10 protein-coding genes and 1 pseudogene are annotated in these 15,677 nt (G+C 52.7%); 4 read left to right on the forward strand and 7 right to left on the reverse strand.

The window, feature by feature from the left end:
- Positions 1 to 202: 202 nt before the first annotated feature.
- Positions 203 to 1,163: pseudogene (locus N4R57_11565) on the forward strand (IS3 family transposase).
- A gap of 188 nt (positions 1,164 to 1,351) precedes the next feature.
- Here the strand turns inward: N4R57_11565 and N4R57_11570 are convergent.
- The 4 genes from N4R57_11570 to N4R57_11585 form a co-directional block, all read right to left on the reverse strand.
- Positions 1,352 to 2,440, reverse strand: coding sequence for a glycosyltransferase family 4 protein (locus N4R57_11570; protein UYV35710.1), 1,089 nt, complete (start codon positions 2,438 to 2,440; stop codon positions 1,352 to 1,354).
- A 148-nt stretch (positions 2,441 to 2,588) separates the two neighbouring features.
- On the reverse strand, positions 2,589 to 3,464 hold the full coding sequence (locus N4R57_11575; protein UYV35711.1) for a glycosyltransferase: 876 nt from the start codon (positions 3,462 to 3,464) through the stop codon (positions 2,589 to 2,591).
- A 295-nt stretch (positions 3,465 to 3,759) separates the two neighbouring features.
- Positions 3,760 to 4,449: a sugar transferase gene (locus tag N4R57_11580; protein UYV35712.1), complete on the reverse strand. Its 690-nt coding sequence runs from the start codon at positions 4,447 to 4,449 to the stop codon at positions 3,760 to 3,762.
- A gap of 301 nt (positions 4,450 to 4,750) precedes the next feature.
- Complete coding sequence (locus N4R57_11585) at positions 4,751 to 6,166, reverse strand: hypothetical protein (GenBank protein ID UYV35713.1); 1,416 nt, start codon at positions 6,164 to 6,166, stop codon at positions 4,751 to 4,753.
- A 233-nt stretch (positions 6,167 to 6,399) separates the two neighbouring features.
- On the opposite strand from N4R57_11585, the gene N4R57_11590 reads away from it, so the two are divergent.
- A complete protein-coding gene (locus N4R57_11590; protein UYV35714.1) occupies positions 6,400 to 7,119 on the forward strand; it encodes a methyltransferase, TIGR04325 family in 720 nt (239 codons plus the stop codon).
- A gap of 69 nt (positions 7,120 to 7,188) precedes the next feature.
- Positions 7,189 to 8,973: a CocE/NonD family hydrolase gene (locus tag N4R57_11595; GenBank protein UYV35715.1), complete on the forward strand. Its 1,785-nt coding sequence runs from the start codon at positions 7,189 to 7,191 to the stop codon at positions 8,971 to 8,973.
- A gap of 142 nt (positions 8,974 to 9,115) precedes the next feature.
- On the opposite strand, the gene N4R57_11600 is transcribed toward N4R57_11595, so the two are convergent.
- Genes N4R57_11600 through N4R57_11610 form a run of 3 tightly spaced genes read right to left on the reverse strand, consistent with a single transcriptional unit; the run spans position 9,116 to position 13,555 of the window.
- Positions 9,116 to 10,063 (reverse strand): glycosyltransferase, encoded by a 948-nt coding sequence (locus N4R57_11600; protein UYV35716.1) that lies wholly within the window; start codon positions 10,061 to 10,063, stop codon positions 9,116 to 9,118.
- Between the two features lie 13 nt (positions 10,064 to 10,076).
- Positions 10,077 to 12,293 (reverse strand): polysaccharide biosynthesis tyrosine autokinase, encoded by a 2,217-nt coding sequence (locus N4R57_11605; GenBank protein UYV35717.1) that lies wholly within the window; start codon positions 12,291 to 12,293, stop codon positions 10,077 to 10,079.
- On the reverse strand, positions 12,290 to 13,555 hold the full coding sequence (locus tag N4R57_11610) for a polysaccharide biosynthesis/export family protein (protein UYV35718.1): 1,266 nt from the start codon (positions 13,553 to 13,555) through the stop codon (positions 12,290 to 12,292). Before N4R57_11610 ends, N4R57_11605 begins: the two co-directional genes overlap by 4 nt.
- Positions 13,556 to 14,152: 597 nt before the next feature.
- Between N4R57_11610 and N4R57_11615 the strand changes: the two genes are divergently transcribed.
- Positions 14,153 to 15,616 (forward strand): oligosaccharide flippase family protein, encoded by a 1,464-nt coding sequence (locus N4R57_11615; GenBank protein UYV35719.1) that lies wholly within the window; start codon positions 14,153 to 14,155, stop codon positions 15,614 to 15,616.
- Positions 15,617 to 15,677 lie beyond the last annotated feature (61 nt).

Genomic DNA, 15,677 nt, shown 5'->3' on the forward strand with positions numbered 1-15,677 from the left:
CTTAAAGTTAATAAAAGCGAACAGGGGTCTGCTCCGGCATTCTGGAGTAAACTCACCAAATAAGGATTGTAGAAAATACAGCCTCTCGCGACACTTACTGTAAATTCCCTAATGCGGAATGAAGGAGGTAGTCATGACGAACAATGAACGTGACATTCAAGGCAAACTTCAAGCGCTCCAACACGCCGAGAGGATTGGTATTACCAAGCTCAAGAAGTTGCTCGCCGAGCAGATGATGGATGTGTCGACGCTCAAGGAGATGCTGAGAAAAAACTTTTGGGGCCTGGATCGCGACGCAATGCTGCGGCCTGGGCCATGAAAGAGAAGCGATACAATCAGAAGCGCGCCTGCGCGTTAGCTGGAATCGATCCGCGTGTTTATCGCCGGACATCCGAGCGACCGGCGGATACTGATCTGCGGGATCGCTTGAAAGAGCTGTCGTCTGAGCGACGGCGGTTTGGTTATCGCCGTCTGCACATTCTGCTCAAGCGGGAGGCCTGGCGTGTGAACCATTGCCCAGCAGGGTCATGCAAAGCATGATCCCTAGAGGGGCGATCCCACAAGAGCCGAACCAACGCCCCTCTCGGCAGATTTGCATGCAAGCAAATCGCCTGCCGGGCGACGGGATCACTCAACTTTGTGTCAGACAGCCTTTCGTGTGGTCGTCGGTTCCGCATTCTGAATGTGATCGATGACTTCAGCCGCGAATGTCTGGTTGTGGTATTCGATATGTCATTGTCAGAAGATCGGGTTGCGCGCGAGCTAGATCAAATAGCCGGGATGCGTGGTTACCCCTGCATGGTGGTCAGCAATAATGGAACCGAACTAACTTCAAATGCGATCCTGAAATGGCAGGAGGATCGCAAGGCGAATTGGCACTACATCGCCCCTGGCAAGCCAATGCAGAACGGGTTTGTCGAAAGCGCTAACGGCAGGATGCGCCCCGCTCGGCAGATTGCTCTGCAATCGCCTGCTAGGCAGTGGACGAATGCCTGAACGAACACCTGTTCGACAGCCTCAGACACGCGCGTCAACTGATCGCGCCATGGCGCACCGACTTCAACCACCACCGCCCGCACACAAGCCTCACTGGCATGACGCCGGCAGAATATGTTAACCGGTTAAAGGAAGGCCAAAACTTGAACAGAGCTAACCTAAATTAGCGGACTCTCAGGGGAGCAGGCCATCAGCTATGTGCCACTTCCACCTGATCCGGCTCGATCAAGTGCTAAGGCCGTTCCTGATTAACTCGGTTGATCTTCTTACAACGAAATATCCGTGCGAAAATCAAATCCTGTCGGATCTCAATAGCTAGTACCATCGTGTCATTATAGAAATTCTTTTCCGCAGGTTAGCGCGCCTTGTTGACCGCATCTTCGAGCAGTCCGGCATAAACATCACAAAGCTCACGACACCACTTGACCGGAGGCAACGACAGTTCTTCGGCCCTTAAACTCGCATTTTCGGACATCCGAGCAATAGCGAGATCATCATTGGCCAAGTGCGAGATCACTTCAGTTAACTCATCAATATCACCAGCCTTGAAGCTACGGCCCATTTCGCGCGAAACGATATCCTGGCTGAGTGACATTTCATCCGTTATCGCAACAGGCACGCCCGATAACAACGCTTCAACGGGCGCCAAGCCAAATGGCTCGGGCCCAAGTGTCGGTGCCACCAATAGACGCGCCTTCGATAGTACGTTGCGCAAACCATTCCGGTCTTGCCAGCCAGCATAACGATGCTCTGGATACTGCTTTTTCAACTGCGCCAATCCAAGTCCAGCCCCCGCAAAAAGGACAGGCACCCCTGCCCGCCGCCCTGCTTCGGCCAGCAAAAAAACGCCTTTGTACTCATGAATGTCGCCGACAAATACAACATCTGCATTGCGCTCGGCGGAGACTGGCGTCTCCAATAACGACACAGCGGGGTTTGCAATCGGAACGACCGGTCCACCGGCGCCCTGCGGAAACAACCGCCTCTCCATTGCTTCATGGATCAAAACGGTCACAACATCCGGCAACAGGCGATATCTGGTTTTGTTTTGAAGAAACTGCCGCGCAACTCGCCAGAGCTTATGGAAGTAGTTACGTTTGTCACAGTTGCGCGATACGCACTGAAATGACAACGGTCGACGATTGCAGGTTTTTGCAGATTGAAAGTCAAAAAAGGCCCCGTTCGGGCATGCCAAGAAGTAATCATGCGCATGCATAACCGTCCTGCTTTTTACGCGCTTCAAGGGACATAGGACTGAAGGCGAAAGGGTCTGATGAAAACCGTGGACATGGTAAATAGTGGTGCTCGTATCGTTGGCCTTGATCCAGTCGCGCAACCCCCTTTGCGCTTTGAAGTTCCAGAGCCCCGTCAACAATGCGCTCAACCTCCGTTGCTCCAGCAATTTGTTGCCGCCAAGCGCCACCGCATCCACACCCTTCGGCAATTCAGCCCCAGCATCACCAGAAAAAAGGTTACCGGGATGCCGGTTTGCGCGAGCTCCTCGGCCTGCAGCAGCGCCAGTTTCGAGGCCCCACCCTTCACCATGGCAAAATCACAAATGATAACCACTCGGTCAGGACGCCGTCTCATCATCAGAACTCGAGAATTCGTTCTGGCTTCAACCGGCCCCGTATCAAATCACCGAGCGCCTTGAAATTTCCCTTGAGGCGCCCCCAACGATCAATTTCAGGTTCAGGGTACAATGACCTGGCCAGATTGCTGAAAAGGTTGCGGCCGACAATGTTCATCGCTCGCAGCGGTGCCATCGTCCCCTTTCCGTTAAGGTAAAATGGGTTTGCGACCTGAGAATACCCGAGATTAAAGCCATTGCTGCGTCCGGTCTTGGTTCCCAGGTGGACGCCAACCAAAGACTGAGACTCAACGATACGCCCGAACTTGGCCATCTGACGGGAAAAATCCACATCCTCAAGCCACCCATACATCTTTAGTCGTTGGTCAAACCGAATCTGCTGCGCCACGACATGCTTAGCTCGCAGTGACATATTGCATCCGTAGCAATTATAGACATCCTGCAGTTTTTGCTTGTCTAGTTTCCGCGGCTTTCCTCTGGACGCAAGATCCTGACCAAATCTGTGCGTTAATCCCGGCCCATGAATACCATCCGCTAGCACAGTTCCGGTCGCCATCGCGACTTCCGGATTATCCAAGAACAACCGCTCCAGATTGGCGAGGTAGTCCGGTGCCATCACAAAGTCATCATCCAGAAACAGCAGCAAGTCATCGCTTTTGAGTGTTTCCAACGCCGCGTTACGCTGCGTGGTCAACCCACGCTCGCTCACTATGATTGAAACGGGAAAGGGCATATTCTCGATTGCGATGGGATCGATATCTTTCTCACTAGCGATGACTATGAGAAGAAGGTCTGGAAGCCGCGTCTGACGCGCGATATTCAACACCGTTGGCACAACAACTTCTGGACGATTTGTTGTGGGAATTGAGACAATCATTGACTTTAGCATTGCCCTTTTGCGCTCAACCACAAATGGTTGCTGATTTGTCGCGCCACCATACCACATATTGACAATTGAACATAATGAAGCGAAATTAACCCAAAGTTAAGAAAAAAGTTCGAGCATACCTTTATGAAAAGCCGAAGCACCGACACTGCACTGGCGTGCCAACGCATCATTCGTCGCACGTCACGTAGCAAACTCAGACTTGCTGTCGTCGCCGGTTGCAGTTTTTTCTGGGTCGCAGTGTTGGGACTTGTGGTTGTAGCGTAGTTGAGCCCAACTTCTCGCACTATTGAGCCCCATCCCCGAAGATCATCACTTTCACAGTTTTTGCAATAATTCTCAAATCTTTAGCAAAAGTTCGACCGCGCACATACGCTACATCCATCGCGACCCTTTGCTCATAGGTCGTCTTGCTGCGCCCGTTGACCTGCCACTCGCCCGTGATTCCCGGCTTCACTGATAGGTATTCGAGAATGTTATCCCCGTAGTGGTGTATTTCTGACGCGACAATGGGGCGTGGACCAACAATCGACATCTCGCCTTTCAGCACATTCCAAAACTGCGGCAACTCATCCAAACTGGTTTTGCGAAAAAATTCGCCTATGCAGGTGATACGTGGGTCGCCATCAAGTTTTTGGTTTGCCTCCCACTGCTCGCGCGCCTGATCGTCCTTCTCAAGAAGGCGTTGGAGCTGTTCTTCAGCATCCAGCGCCATCGTTCGAAACTTCAAACACAAGAAAGGCTGTCCATTTTTCCCAATGCGTTTGTGTGCAAAGAAAATCGGCCCCCCTTCAGTCACGTAAATCAAAAAGGCAATCCCGACGAAAAATGGTGCGAAGAACAGCAAAGCAAGTGCTGCAAACGCTTTTTCAAACAGCACTCTCGCCGAGCTGTCTTCCGACTTTATTTGCGTCAGAAACTGCTCTGAAACAACGTTTCGGACAGCCGAAACCTCACGTTCTCCCTCTAGCTGCATTCCAAAATCCACATTCAATCGTCGTAAAATATGTCAAAATCTTGCCGTTCTGAAAAAAAATGAACGAATCATATCCCTGTCCAACTATAGTTGAATTGTGGTCAGGTTTGACGACTTTTTTTCATACATTCTTTATGTATTGATTACCTGCCAACAATTTACGCCCCTTTGGGGTGGGTTTTTTGGCGTGCAGTTCAAGCATAAGCCCAAAGGAAAAGTGACTAAAACGTGTCGCCATCAAGCTTTTTTCCAGGCATCGAGCGATTAACATACCCAAGCATCAACCCAACCAAAATCTTGGTCAGGCATTGAATGAGATCCACACCCGCGTTGGCTTTCCGACATGATCCACCCATCTCTGCGCCGCGTTCTCCCGCGAAACAACTGCAACAGCGGCAATCCCGCTCAACAGTAGTGAAGGATCAGGCACTGTCGCAGAAATGAACATTGTTGCCAGTATGATTAACGCACACACGCGACTTGCATAATATGTTCGGAAAATCTCGGCGTCGTTCGTTTTGATTGGCCTGAAAATCGAAAAGTACACCACACCGAGAAAAGCAATAGTTCCTGGCAGCCCGACGCTTCCAAGCAATACCGATGCAAGCCCACTTCCGCGCAACGATCCCACTCCGGCGCCCAATCCCCAGCTGTTGTAGAAGGCATCTATGCCGGCGCGCGCCCACGCTGCCCGCTCCAATCCCGACAGCGTTCCTTGTTTTGACAGGATCAGGCGATCGAACAGGTCAGAGGCCATATCCATTGCTGGCGACACCAGGAAAAGGACACAAATTGCGATCATCATCCCTGCCCCCCCTATGACAAACAGGTGGCCAGCCGTCCGTGACATGGTACCGCTCAAAAATGTCCGGGCGTGCAGCAGTATGAGAATTGCTGCAATTCCGAGCCCTAAGAACGCTGTGCTCGACAGCGCGACCACTGCAACGATCAGATTTCCAAGCCCCAATGCCGCATCCCAAGCACGGCGCCCGATCAAGAAAGACATTATGAAGTAGCCAGCGAACGCCGCCGAAGCTGCTCCGAAGACCGAAGCCTCCGCAAAACCACCGATAATCCGCGCTATCCCGGCAACGGTTTGCTCGTTGGCCAGTGTATAATCCGCCGTCCGAACAAAACTTAACAGCGCATCCATTCCCAAGTAGTCCATAAAACCTAGAAACACATTCAGGCCTGCGCCCCACGACAACCCGGCCTCGACAATCCTTGTGCCTTTACGCCGCATGACAAACACAGTTGCCAAGAAGAAACCGCATGACAGCAAGATGTAAAACGATTGCGCGATGTTCGACTTAGAGGGTTGCAGCGGCAGCATTGTGGAGGGGAAGAAAACACTCACTTGTGTGGATTTATAAGTGACGTTCATTGGGAAAACCAAAAACTGTCCCTGAAAAATCCTCACCAGGACAAAGGCTGAAAACACCGAATACAATGCGAATGCGATGAAAAAGAAACCCGCAACCGGAATGTGCAGCGATGTCTGCACCTCTTTCGCGCTCAACCGTCGCAATATCAGGACGCCGATGGTCAGCGCAGCAAGCAAATTTGCCAACAACAACGACAACCCACCAATAGCGACCGCCGCAAACATGCCGAACGGCACCACGGCAATCACCAGCGGTATGCCGGCATCAGCGCTTCGCATGACCGCCCAAAGCCAAACCAACAAAAAGACTCCGGCCGCGGGGAAAAAGATCATTCTTGCATCCGCATTTGTTCGACTGCAGTCTACACAAAGAAAACCACACGCCAATAAACATTGTCGCTTACGCTAAAATTCACTGTTTCCCTTTTGGAAACGAGACATACGAAAACACCCCTTTTTTGAGTGAGGCTTCAACAATTATGTCTACAAAGCGGCTAGCAAAGTCCGGCCTCAAACGATTGCGGCGCCACATAGGCTGGCCAATTTCTGCACAATGGGCGCGCCTGATGGCGATGGGCATCCGCCCTCCTGCTTTCATCGGAGCGTATCCCACCCGGGAGCGTGCCATCTCCCATGTGAGCAACGGCACTCCGGCCAGCTATGACGACGATGACATTGCTCCGGTTAACTTCGAGGTGATGAAACAAGTTCACATCTGGGACTATCCGGTGATGTTTTGGCTAGAACGCCTCGTTGAACCCAATCTGCAAGTATTGGATGCTGGCGGTCATTTTGGCACCAAGTACATCGCATTTCATGAGCACATAGACCTCAACGCCGTGATCTGGAGCACTTACGATCTTCCGGCGACCATCCGGGCTGCACGCGATCTACAAAAAACAGGGATCGTCCCTGAAGAGATCCAGTTCTTTGATGATGTGACGCAGATCAAGGCCGCGGACGTGCTCTTGGCATCGGGCTTGTTGCAATACCTTGACATCGAATTCGCGGATTTAGTCGCCAAACTGACCCAGAAGCCAAAACATATCCTTCTGAACAAAGTCGCAACGACTCTCGGCCCGACCGTTGTTACTCTAGAGAAAATCGGCAACGGTCGCATCCCGTATCAGATCCGAAATAGAGAAGCATTCGAACAGGGTATTTCCGAAATCGGCTACGTCATCCGGGATAGTTGGCAAATTCCAAGCTTGTCACGGACGATCGCTACGCACCCGTCACTCGGCGCAAGCACCAGCATGGGGTATTTCCTTGAACGTGCAGAATGAGAACTGCTGCAAGTCACCGACCCGCACGTCTTTTTTGCGGGTATTCCTAACCTTGAAGCCAACCCAGCCATGACTGCGCAACGCTTTACATTTCTCACCCTATTCGTGCTTGTAATGGTAATCTCAGCGTTCTTCTGGCCAGTTGATACCATCGTTCGTTCCCTGCGGGATAAGCTTGCCTGGCAAGTACAAGCCGGCACCCCCAGTCTGCCGGATATCATGATCCCCATGCCAGACGGGATCAGGCTGGCAACTGATGTCTATTTGCCCGATGCCGCCTCGCCTGCACCCACGGTCTTGCTCCGCCTGCCTTATGGCAAGCGCAGCTATGGCGAGGTTCGTTTTTGGGTCCATGAACTGACGAAAAGTGGCTTCGTTGTCGTCGCCCAGGACATGCGCGGGCGCCATAACTCCCAAGGTGTGTTTACGCCCTACCCCAACGCAGGCTCGGACGGCTACGCAACACTGGACTGGATCGTCTCTCAACCTTGGTCAAACGGAAGGGTCGGCACATTGGGTTGCTCTGCGTTAGGAGAGGCGCAACTCATGCTCGCAGCGCGGATGCATCCGGCACACCGCGCAATGGTGCCAATCGCAGCGGGCGGCGCGATCGGAACAGCCGGCGGACGCAACGCCTATTTCAGCGCTTTCGAAGGCGGCATCCTGAATCTCTCGCTCGCCGCCGGCTGGTTTGGCACGCACGGCGGGAAAACCCCCGAAACCTCGGGCTATCGCCCACTTGATCCAAAATCATTGAATGTGCTGCCGGTCATCGATGTCGTGCGCCATACGCGTCCGGACTTGACCGACTATGACCCATTTTTAAGACAGTTCAGCGACGCTAGCTATTGGAAGAATTTGGGTTACATCACAGGCCATGAGCCGTTCCGCACTCCAGCCTTGTTCATCGACACATGGCACGACCCCGGCGTCAGTTCGACCTTGGAATTGGCCAAAACCTTTCGGAATGCCGGCGCCCCTGTGAGCACGATCATTGCCGCAGGCACTCATTGCGGGTATCTCGGCACCGATCAATCAACCATGGTAGGGGACTTGCCGATCAACCCCGAAACCACCTTCGGTTTTGTCGAAACGATAATCCGGTTCTTGAAACATCACCTCGCTGACGGTCCGGCCGCGACACTGCCGTATCTTAGCTTCTACGGCTTGATCGAAGATCGCTGGAACACGTCTGCAGACTGGCCCCCGGCGACCGCGATCAAGCAAAGGTACTTACTAACCAGAAGTGGCACTCTGGTAAAAAACGCTGACCAGATCAAAGTAACCAAGCGGCGCTTCACTTCTGATCCATCCAATCCGGTTCCATCAATCGGCGGGGCTGTCTGCTGCACCGGCGATCCAGAAGAACGTAGCGGTCCGGTTTTTCAAAACGCGATTGAAACCCGTCACGATGTGCTGCTTTTCACCTCCGCCCCACTCGCAAAGCCATTGCGCATCGCAGGCCCAATAAATGCAAAGCTACGCGTCTCAATTACGACCCCGGACACAGACCTTGTGCTGCGGCTCATCGATGTCGATCCGGATGGACAGGCGCTTTTGGTTCAGGAAGGCGCGCTTCGCCTTCGCTACCGCAACAGCTTCGACGAGCCGAGCCTTCTGAAACCCGGTGAGGTCTACGAAATCACCGTCAGCTTGCGCGATATCGCTTACCAATTCAATCGCGGGCATCAACTCCGACTCCATGTTGCTGGAACGAGCTTTCCGCGCCTGGAACGCAATCTCAACACGGGACGCGTCAACTTTCTTGAAACCAATCCCCGATCTGTAGAGATCACTTTGCATTCAACCCCGGAGGCCCCCTCCGCGTTGGAACTCTATGTTCTTTCGGACTGATCAGCAAACGCGCGCTCGACCACAGTGGAAAATTCTCGCCGAAAACGTTCAGCACCAAATCGCGAAGCATGAGCGCTGATTGTTTCTGGATCAAACTGCATCCGCTGCTGTTCAAAACGCATCACCGCTTGACGGATCGCCTCTATGCTCTGACTGTCAAAGAAAAGACCTGTCTTGCCGTCGACCACACTATCAAGAGCTCCCCCCGTCCATAGGCAAGCACCGGCGTGCCACACGCCATAGCCTCAAGCGGGACAATGCCGAAATCCTCTTCCGCAGGAAAGATCAACGCACGGGCATTTTGGTAAAGCCGGGTCAATTCTTTGCCTGGAACTTTACCCAGTAGGGCCACATTTGAAGGCAGATCGCGCTCCAATTCAGCGCGTTGTGAACCGTCGCCAACGACCACAAGTGATTGTTCGATCCCGCGAAAAGCTTCGACCACCAAATCCGCCCGCTTGTAAGGAACGAGCTGTGAAACAAACAGATAGGCGTCACGCTTTGAAGCGCCACTCGGCAACTGATACGCATCCAGATCGACAGGCGGGTGCACGACCACGGCGTCACGACGATAAAATCGTTTTATCCGCTCGGCAACAAAGCTCGAATTGGCAACAAAATGATCAACTCGGGCCGCGCTCGTAACGTCCCAGATCCTCAAGCGATGGGCCAAACGCGAAAAATACATACGCAGCAATGGCCCAAGCTCTTTTTTGTAGGCTGGATAGTGATCCCAAATATACCGCATAGGAGTGTGAACATAGCAAACATGCGGCGTGCCGGGAGGTACAATCACCCCCTTGGCTGGACCACTTTCCGAGGAGACGACCAAATCGTATCCTGAAAGGTCGAATTCTTCCAAAGCACGAGGCATAAGGCCGAGATATTTCTGGTAATGTTTCTTGGCCGCGGGAAGCCGCGCAACTAAGCTCTCTGTAATTGGTCGGCTCGAAATCAGATCAGAGAGGTTTTCCCTGTCTGCAACATGGGTAAATATGTCCGCATCCGGGTAAAGCCTGATCAGCTCTTCTAGCACGCGCTCGCCCCCGCGCATCCCGACAAGCCAGTAGTGAACTAATGCGACCTTCAAATCGATGCAATCCTCAATACTCGTAGCTATACATGTCGAGCTGATTATTCGCGGCATGGGAACGCCGCACCATTGTAAGAACGGTTCCCGCAACATGCGTCTTGTTTGATTTTCTAAGCCTTGCCAGAGAATCTGCCACAACCTTCGAAGGCGTTTTATCGCATTGCACAGCGAGCAACGTCACATCCGCAAGGTTGCCCAGAAGGATCGCATCCGACAGATGCAACACGGGCGGCGCGTTAATGACGATAAAATCATACTTCGGCATCAACCGAACAAGCATGCCTGAAAAATGCATCGAAGACAGTAGATCGCTCGCATTATCGGCTGGCCGTGTCGGGGCGATCACATCCGCTCCCAGTAAAGGTGAACTCACAGCAAGGTTCTGTATCTTCTTCTTTTTCTCAAGATACTCAACAAGGCAGCTCTTCTGAAGTGGCATGTCCAGCGCCGCCAGAATATCCGGCCGGCGCAAATCAGCATCAATCAACAGCACCTTTTTATCAAGCTGTGCAAACACCTTGGCGAGCGTGCAGCTCAAAGAGGTTTTGCCTTCATTCGGCACCGAAGAAGTTATCATGATCACTTTTGGTTTGTCGGCCTGCGACGCATCAAATAGGTGGGTCCTGATAGATCGCACCCGTTCAAGATAAGGCGACCCGTGTTCGCGCGCCAACTCCGTTGTCAGCCAGTTTTTCCTGCTGAACATGCCGCCAACAAACGGAAGGGTCGCAAGTGTCGGCAATCGTGTAATCGCGCGCAATTCCTCGGCGTTGGCGACAGGTGCCCGGATTAGGCTCCTTATGAACACCGCGGCGATTGCTGCAGCGAGTCCAAGCGTTGTCGCCGCAATCATCATCATGGTTTTTCTCGGCCCTGACGGCACAACCGGCACCATCGCCTTGCCGATGACTCGGGCTTGCGGCGTTTGGAAATCAGCCTGTGCACTGGTTTCCTTGTACCGGGCCAGGAAGTTCTCATAAACCAATCGTGTTGCCGCTGCCGTACGCTCCAACTGACCCAAACGGACGGAGTCTTTCGAGAGACTGTCCGCGCGAACGGACACAATATCAATCTGGCGCCGCAACGCAGCTTCTCTGTTGCGGGTCACACTAACTTCACTGCGCATTTCCTCAACGCGCCGGCGAAGCTCCGTTTCAATACTTCGATCTATGTCGTTGATTTGCGCCGTAATGCGCACCATTTGAGGGTGTTTTCGCCCAAAAGTGCTGGCCATTTGCGCTTTGGACGCCGCCATCTCTGCATGTTGTCGCTTTAGCGTTTCCAAAAGAGGGGACGTCAGAATATCAGCAACCGAAGATAACCCACCGCTGGCCATAAGCGCCTCAACCTGACTCAAGCGCACTTCGGCGTCGGCACGTTCGGTCGAACTGCCTACCAGTTTTGTGTTCAACTCGGCCAAAAGTTGGTTGATGCTCTCTTCATTACCTCCGGCATTGTCGATCATTTCAGCCTTGAACGCGACCACAGCAGCGTCAGCGACTTCGACTTGTGCGCTCAGCTCTGTCAGCCGGTCACCCAACCATGAGTTCGCCCTGAGCGTCGCTTGCATCTTGGTATCCAGCTGACTTTCGATGTAACTGTTCGCGACAGCGTTGGCGACTTCGGCTGCAAGTGCAGCGTTGCCGTGTTCGAAACTGATCCCGATCGCATAAGAGACGCCTAATTGCGAGACATTCAGCTTGCGCCTGACGGCATCAGTCACCCAGGATCGCAGGATTTCCTCTGGCAACCTGGCGGCAATAACGTGGCTCGGCTCGCCACCGCGCAGCATCCTTTTGATAAACGCCATAGGGCTCTCGCCACGCGCCACCCGCGGATCGAAATCCGGATGATTAACAAGGTTCATCTCATCAACCACCGTCCCGACCAGCACATTTGACCGGATCGTGACGATTTCCCCAGCAACCACTGAGTTTGTCACATTCAGGTTCGAAACAACTTCCTGAACCGGCGTCACCCTCTCCTCACGCGTATCGAGAATGACCTGAGCATAGGCCGTATAGATTGGCGGCAAGGTTTGCAGATACACAAACATCGCGACAATGCTCAGAAACGTAATCGTCAAAATCAGCCTGAGATTGACTCTCAAAACTGAATAAAGACCCAGCAAATCAATCGACTGTAAAGGCGAAGGCCTTTGCTCAGATGGTTGCCTTTTGGCCGAATTGTACGGGTTATCTGCTTCGGACTGAGTGTAGCGGTTCATTTCCGCTCTCCCAGCGTCTCTGGCGTTTTGACCACCACAACAAGCAGATCTCCGGGGAGGAGTTCGTCATAGGGTTTCAGGACAATATTCTTGATCCGCAGTGCCTCTCTACGCCGCACCTGATATTCCAGCAACAGCTCGGTATCGAGCCCGTTCGCCGCGTTCATCCATTGATCAAGCAACCGCATGCGATCCTCAATAGATGCACGGTTGGACTTGAGCTTATTGATTTCGCTCCAATAGTTCTGCGAGTCCGTCAGCAGTGTTTTTTCCCTGTCGGAATCGAACCGGGACAGCTGACTCTTGATATCGGCCAACTGCACACGCGCAGCAGACCTTTGTTCCAAAAGCTGCAACAACTGACTTTCCGCTTGCGAAACTTTCAGCTCGTTTGCATTGATGTTGGACTTCGCAACAAGCCCCCTTTTCACCATATCCTGCACTCTCGCCAACTCGTTGCGAGTCACTTTAAGAGCTTGCTTCAAAACGGCTTCGCGCTCTTCAAGAAGTTCAATCCGCCGCTGCGCTTCGTTCGCAGCATCGGCCAGAAGTTTTCGGCGCGTTGTCACATCCGCGGCCGCAAGGGCAATGACCTGATCTTCCTTGATTTTGTGTTCGTCAAAAAGCTCACGCTTGATATCTGGCCTTATATCAGGCGGAACATTGGTCCAATCGGCGGCATCCGCGCCCGCAATCTGGGCCTGTACGCGAGCGTATTGCGCCGCAACGCGCGCCAAATCAAACTCCAAGCTACTTAGGCTCCCGGCAAGATTGCGACGTTCCAAAACGCGCGCTTCTTCGTTGTTTGTTGAAATTGCAGGGCCACCCGCCATGCCAACTGCTTGCTCTGCTGTCATGAACGGCTGGTAGTCAAAATTTCCCGGGCGCCGCACGTCTCCCAACACCGAAATCGGCCTGAAACTTGCGACCGAAAGTTCAATTGATGGCTTCACGAAAATTTCGCGCGTGACATAAATCTTTTCAATCTGGATACGCGCTTTGCCAAGCGTCATCGATGACACTTTAAAGCTGCCGATGTAGGGCAACTGAACTGCACCATCGCGTCCAACCGTAAACCGTTGCGGTGGATCATTATCATCCAGAATATCCATTTCCAGCTCGTCACCGACGTTTATCAAATAGCCGTCAGGCGCAGCCGCCAACACATAGTTCGCCATTAACAGCAGGCAAGAAAGCGCGAAAAAAAATTCGCGGATTCCACCCGGCACCGTGCCTGGAAATGGCTGTCTAATAGCTAACATATCTAATCTTTTCGAATCGCAAAGGATCTTGAATCAAGAAATAGCATAGCAACTCTATACGCTTACGCCATAGAGTTGCTATGGCGTCAGTTTCAACCACGCCTTGGAAAACGGGTATCGGAGCCAATATCTCTTCCCATGCCATGTCATTTTGCTCATCCTTCCATCCTGTAACACACAGTGTCTAATCACCGCAGTGAACTCCCCCACCGCAATCTGGACACTGACACAAGCTGCGGGTTGCTGTCTGCGAGTCATGCAAGAAGACGGGGATCAGATATGTAAAACGGGAGAAGGCCAAAGCGGCTCCTGAAACGCTGAGAGGCACCGACGATCGGCAAGAGCGCAAGAGCAAAGAGTAGCTTAATAAACGGCAGATCCTGCCCGAGGTTTGGGGAACAGCTCAAAAACCCGTGTCGATAACTTATTCAGTTCAATCAAATGGAGGGTTTGCTTTAGCGTCTGCTCTAGGTAACGATGTTAACAAAATTACTTTTCCAACACAGACCCAATCGTCGGGTTCGCCATTGATTAAACGCGCCTCTTCGTGCGCAGATCATGCTAAGAAGCCCTTTTTATAAATTGCAAAGCCTCCGTATGACACCCCCGCCCCCCCCAGCGCAAAAGCCTGAGACAACATTGAGAGGCGGCGGTTGGACTATTGTGTCGCGCATTTATGTACAACTCATCCAGTTTGCGATATTCATCGTCGCTGCCCGGCTCATGCTCCCGGAAGAATTCGGCCTCTTTGCGTTGGTCGCGGCATTTATTGTAATTCTGAACCAACTGGCGACCGCCGGTTGGCCAGAATATATCCTTCAATGCGAGGGAGACACCGAAAAGATACGAAAATCGCTTCTCGTTGCCCTTCTAAGCGGCCTTTTGGCCACCATTATCGGCGTCGTGCTTTCGTTGCTGTCCGGGTTGGTTACTGACGCTCCCTTGGCAAGATTGGTAGGTCAGGTTCTCGCACTCAGCATCCTGTTCGCGTCACTCGGCGCCGCTTATTCAGGCGCGCTAAACCAACAAAACAGGCTATCGTCCGCCGCATTGAGCGTAGTAGCCGGCGAAACCCTCAACTTTGCAGTTGCCATTTGGGCGCTTTATCAGGGGTATGGTGTACTGGCCCTCGCCTGGGGGCGATTGGCGAACTCTTTCACATGGTGCTGCGCCGCAGCCTTCGCCACGCGATTATATCCTGCGCGGCAGATCGAACGGCCTCAATTTCTTGAGATGGCGCATTTCTCCAAACACATCATCGCAACACGTATTTTGGTCAATCTTCGCATCTATGCCGCAACCTTCCTGATTGGCGGCTTTGTCGGGGCTGCAGCTGTCGGGTTCTTCAGAGCCGGTCAAAGGATCGTTGCAGGATTTGAAGAGATTGTTAGCGAACCGACACGTGTTCTCGCCTGGAACCTTTTCCGAAAGGCTCGGGATAACAACGCAAACACCAATTCAGTCGCGCAAACTTCGCAAATTTTCTTCCGGCTCCAGATCTATGGTGCCGCCCCCTTGTTTGTCGGGATCGCCGTTCTGGCAGACGACTTGACCGAAGGATTGCTCGGCTCTGAATGGAGTTCGGCCGCACCTGTGCTGCAAATCCTTGCGCTCGCAGGTCTGATCCGAATGTCGGGTCATGCGACAATCCCGATTATCTCACTGGCAGGTCGCGCTGAAATGCTGCCGCGTTTGATGTTTGTCTATTCCGTCATTTCCATCACTTGTATTGCGATCGGCTCCCGGTACGGTATCGTCGCAACGGCGGCGGCCGAACTTTGCGCAGCATCCATCGCGTTTGTGATAAACGCCGTGGTGATGAGCCGCCATTTTAGCATCCATTGGGTACAAATCCTGAAAAGAAGCTGGCAAGTTATCCCCTCAACGATAATTGCGCTCGTATTTCCATTTATCGCTCTCCATTTTGGCTTGCTAGCGGAACTACATCCGCTCGCGCGATTTTTCGTACTCAGCCTGAGCATCCTGATCCTTTATGTCCCGTGCCTGTTGATCCTGGACACATCGCTGAAAAGGACCATTCAAGCCCAACTCCCGTCGTAACCACGCACCCCAAGCTCAAAGAACAACAAAGCACATCCTGCACTCTAACTGATCAAAGCGC

This window comes from Rhodobacteraceae bacterium D3-12 (assembly GCA_025916135.1).
In the GTDB taxonomy this organism is placed as follows: domain Bacteria; phylum Pseudomonadota; class Alphaproteobacteria; order Rhodobacterales; family Rhodobacteraceae; genus JAKGBX01.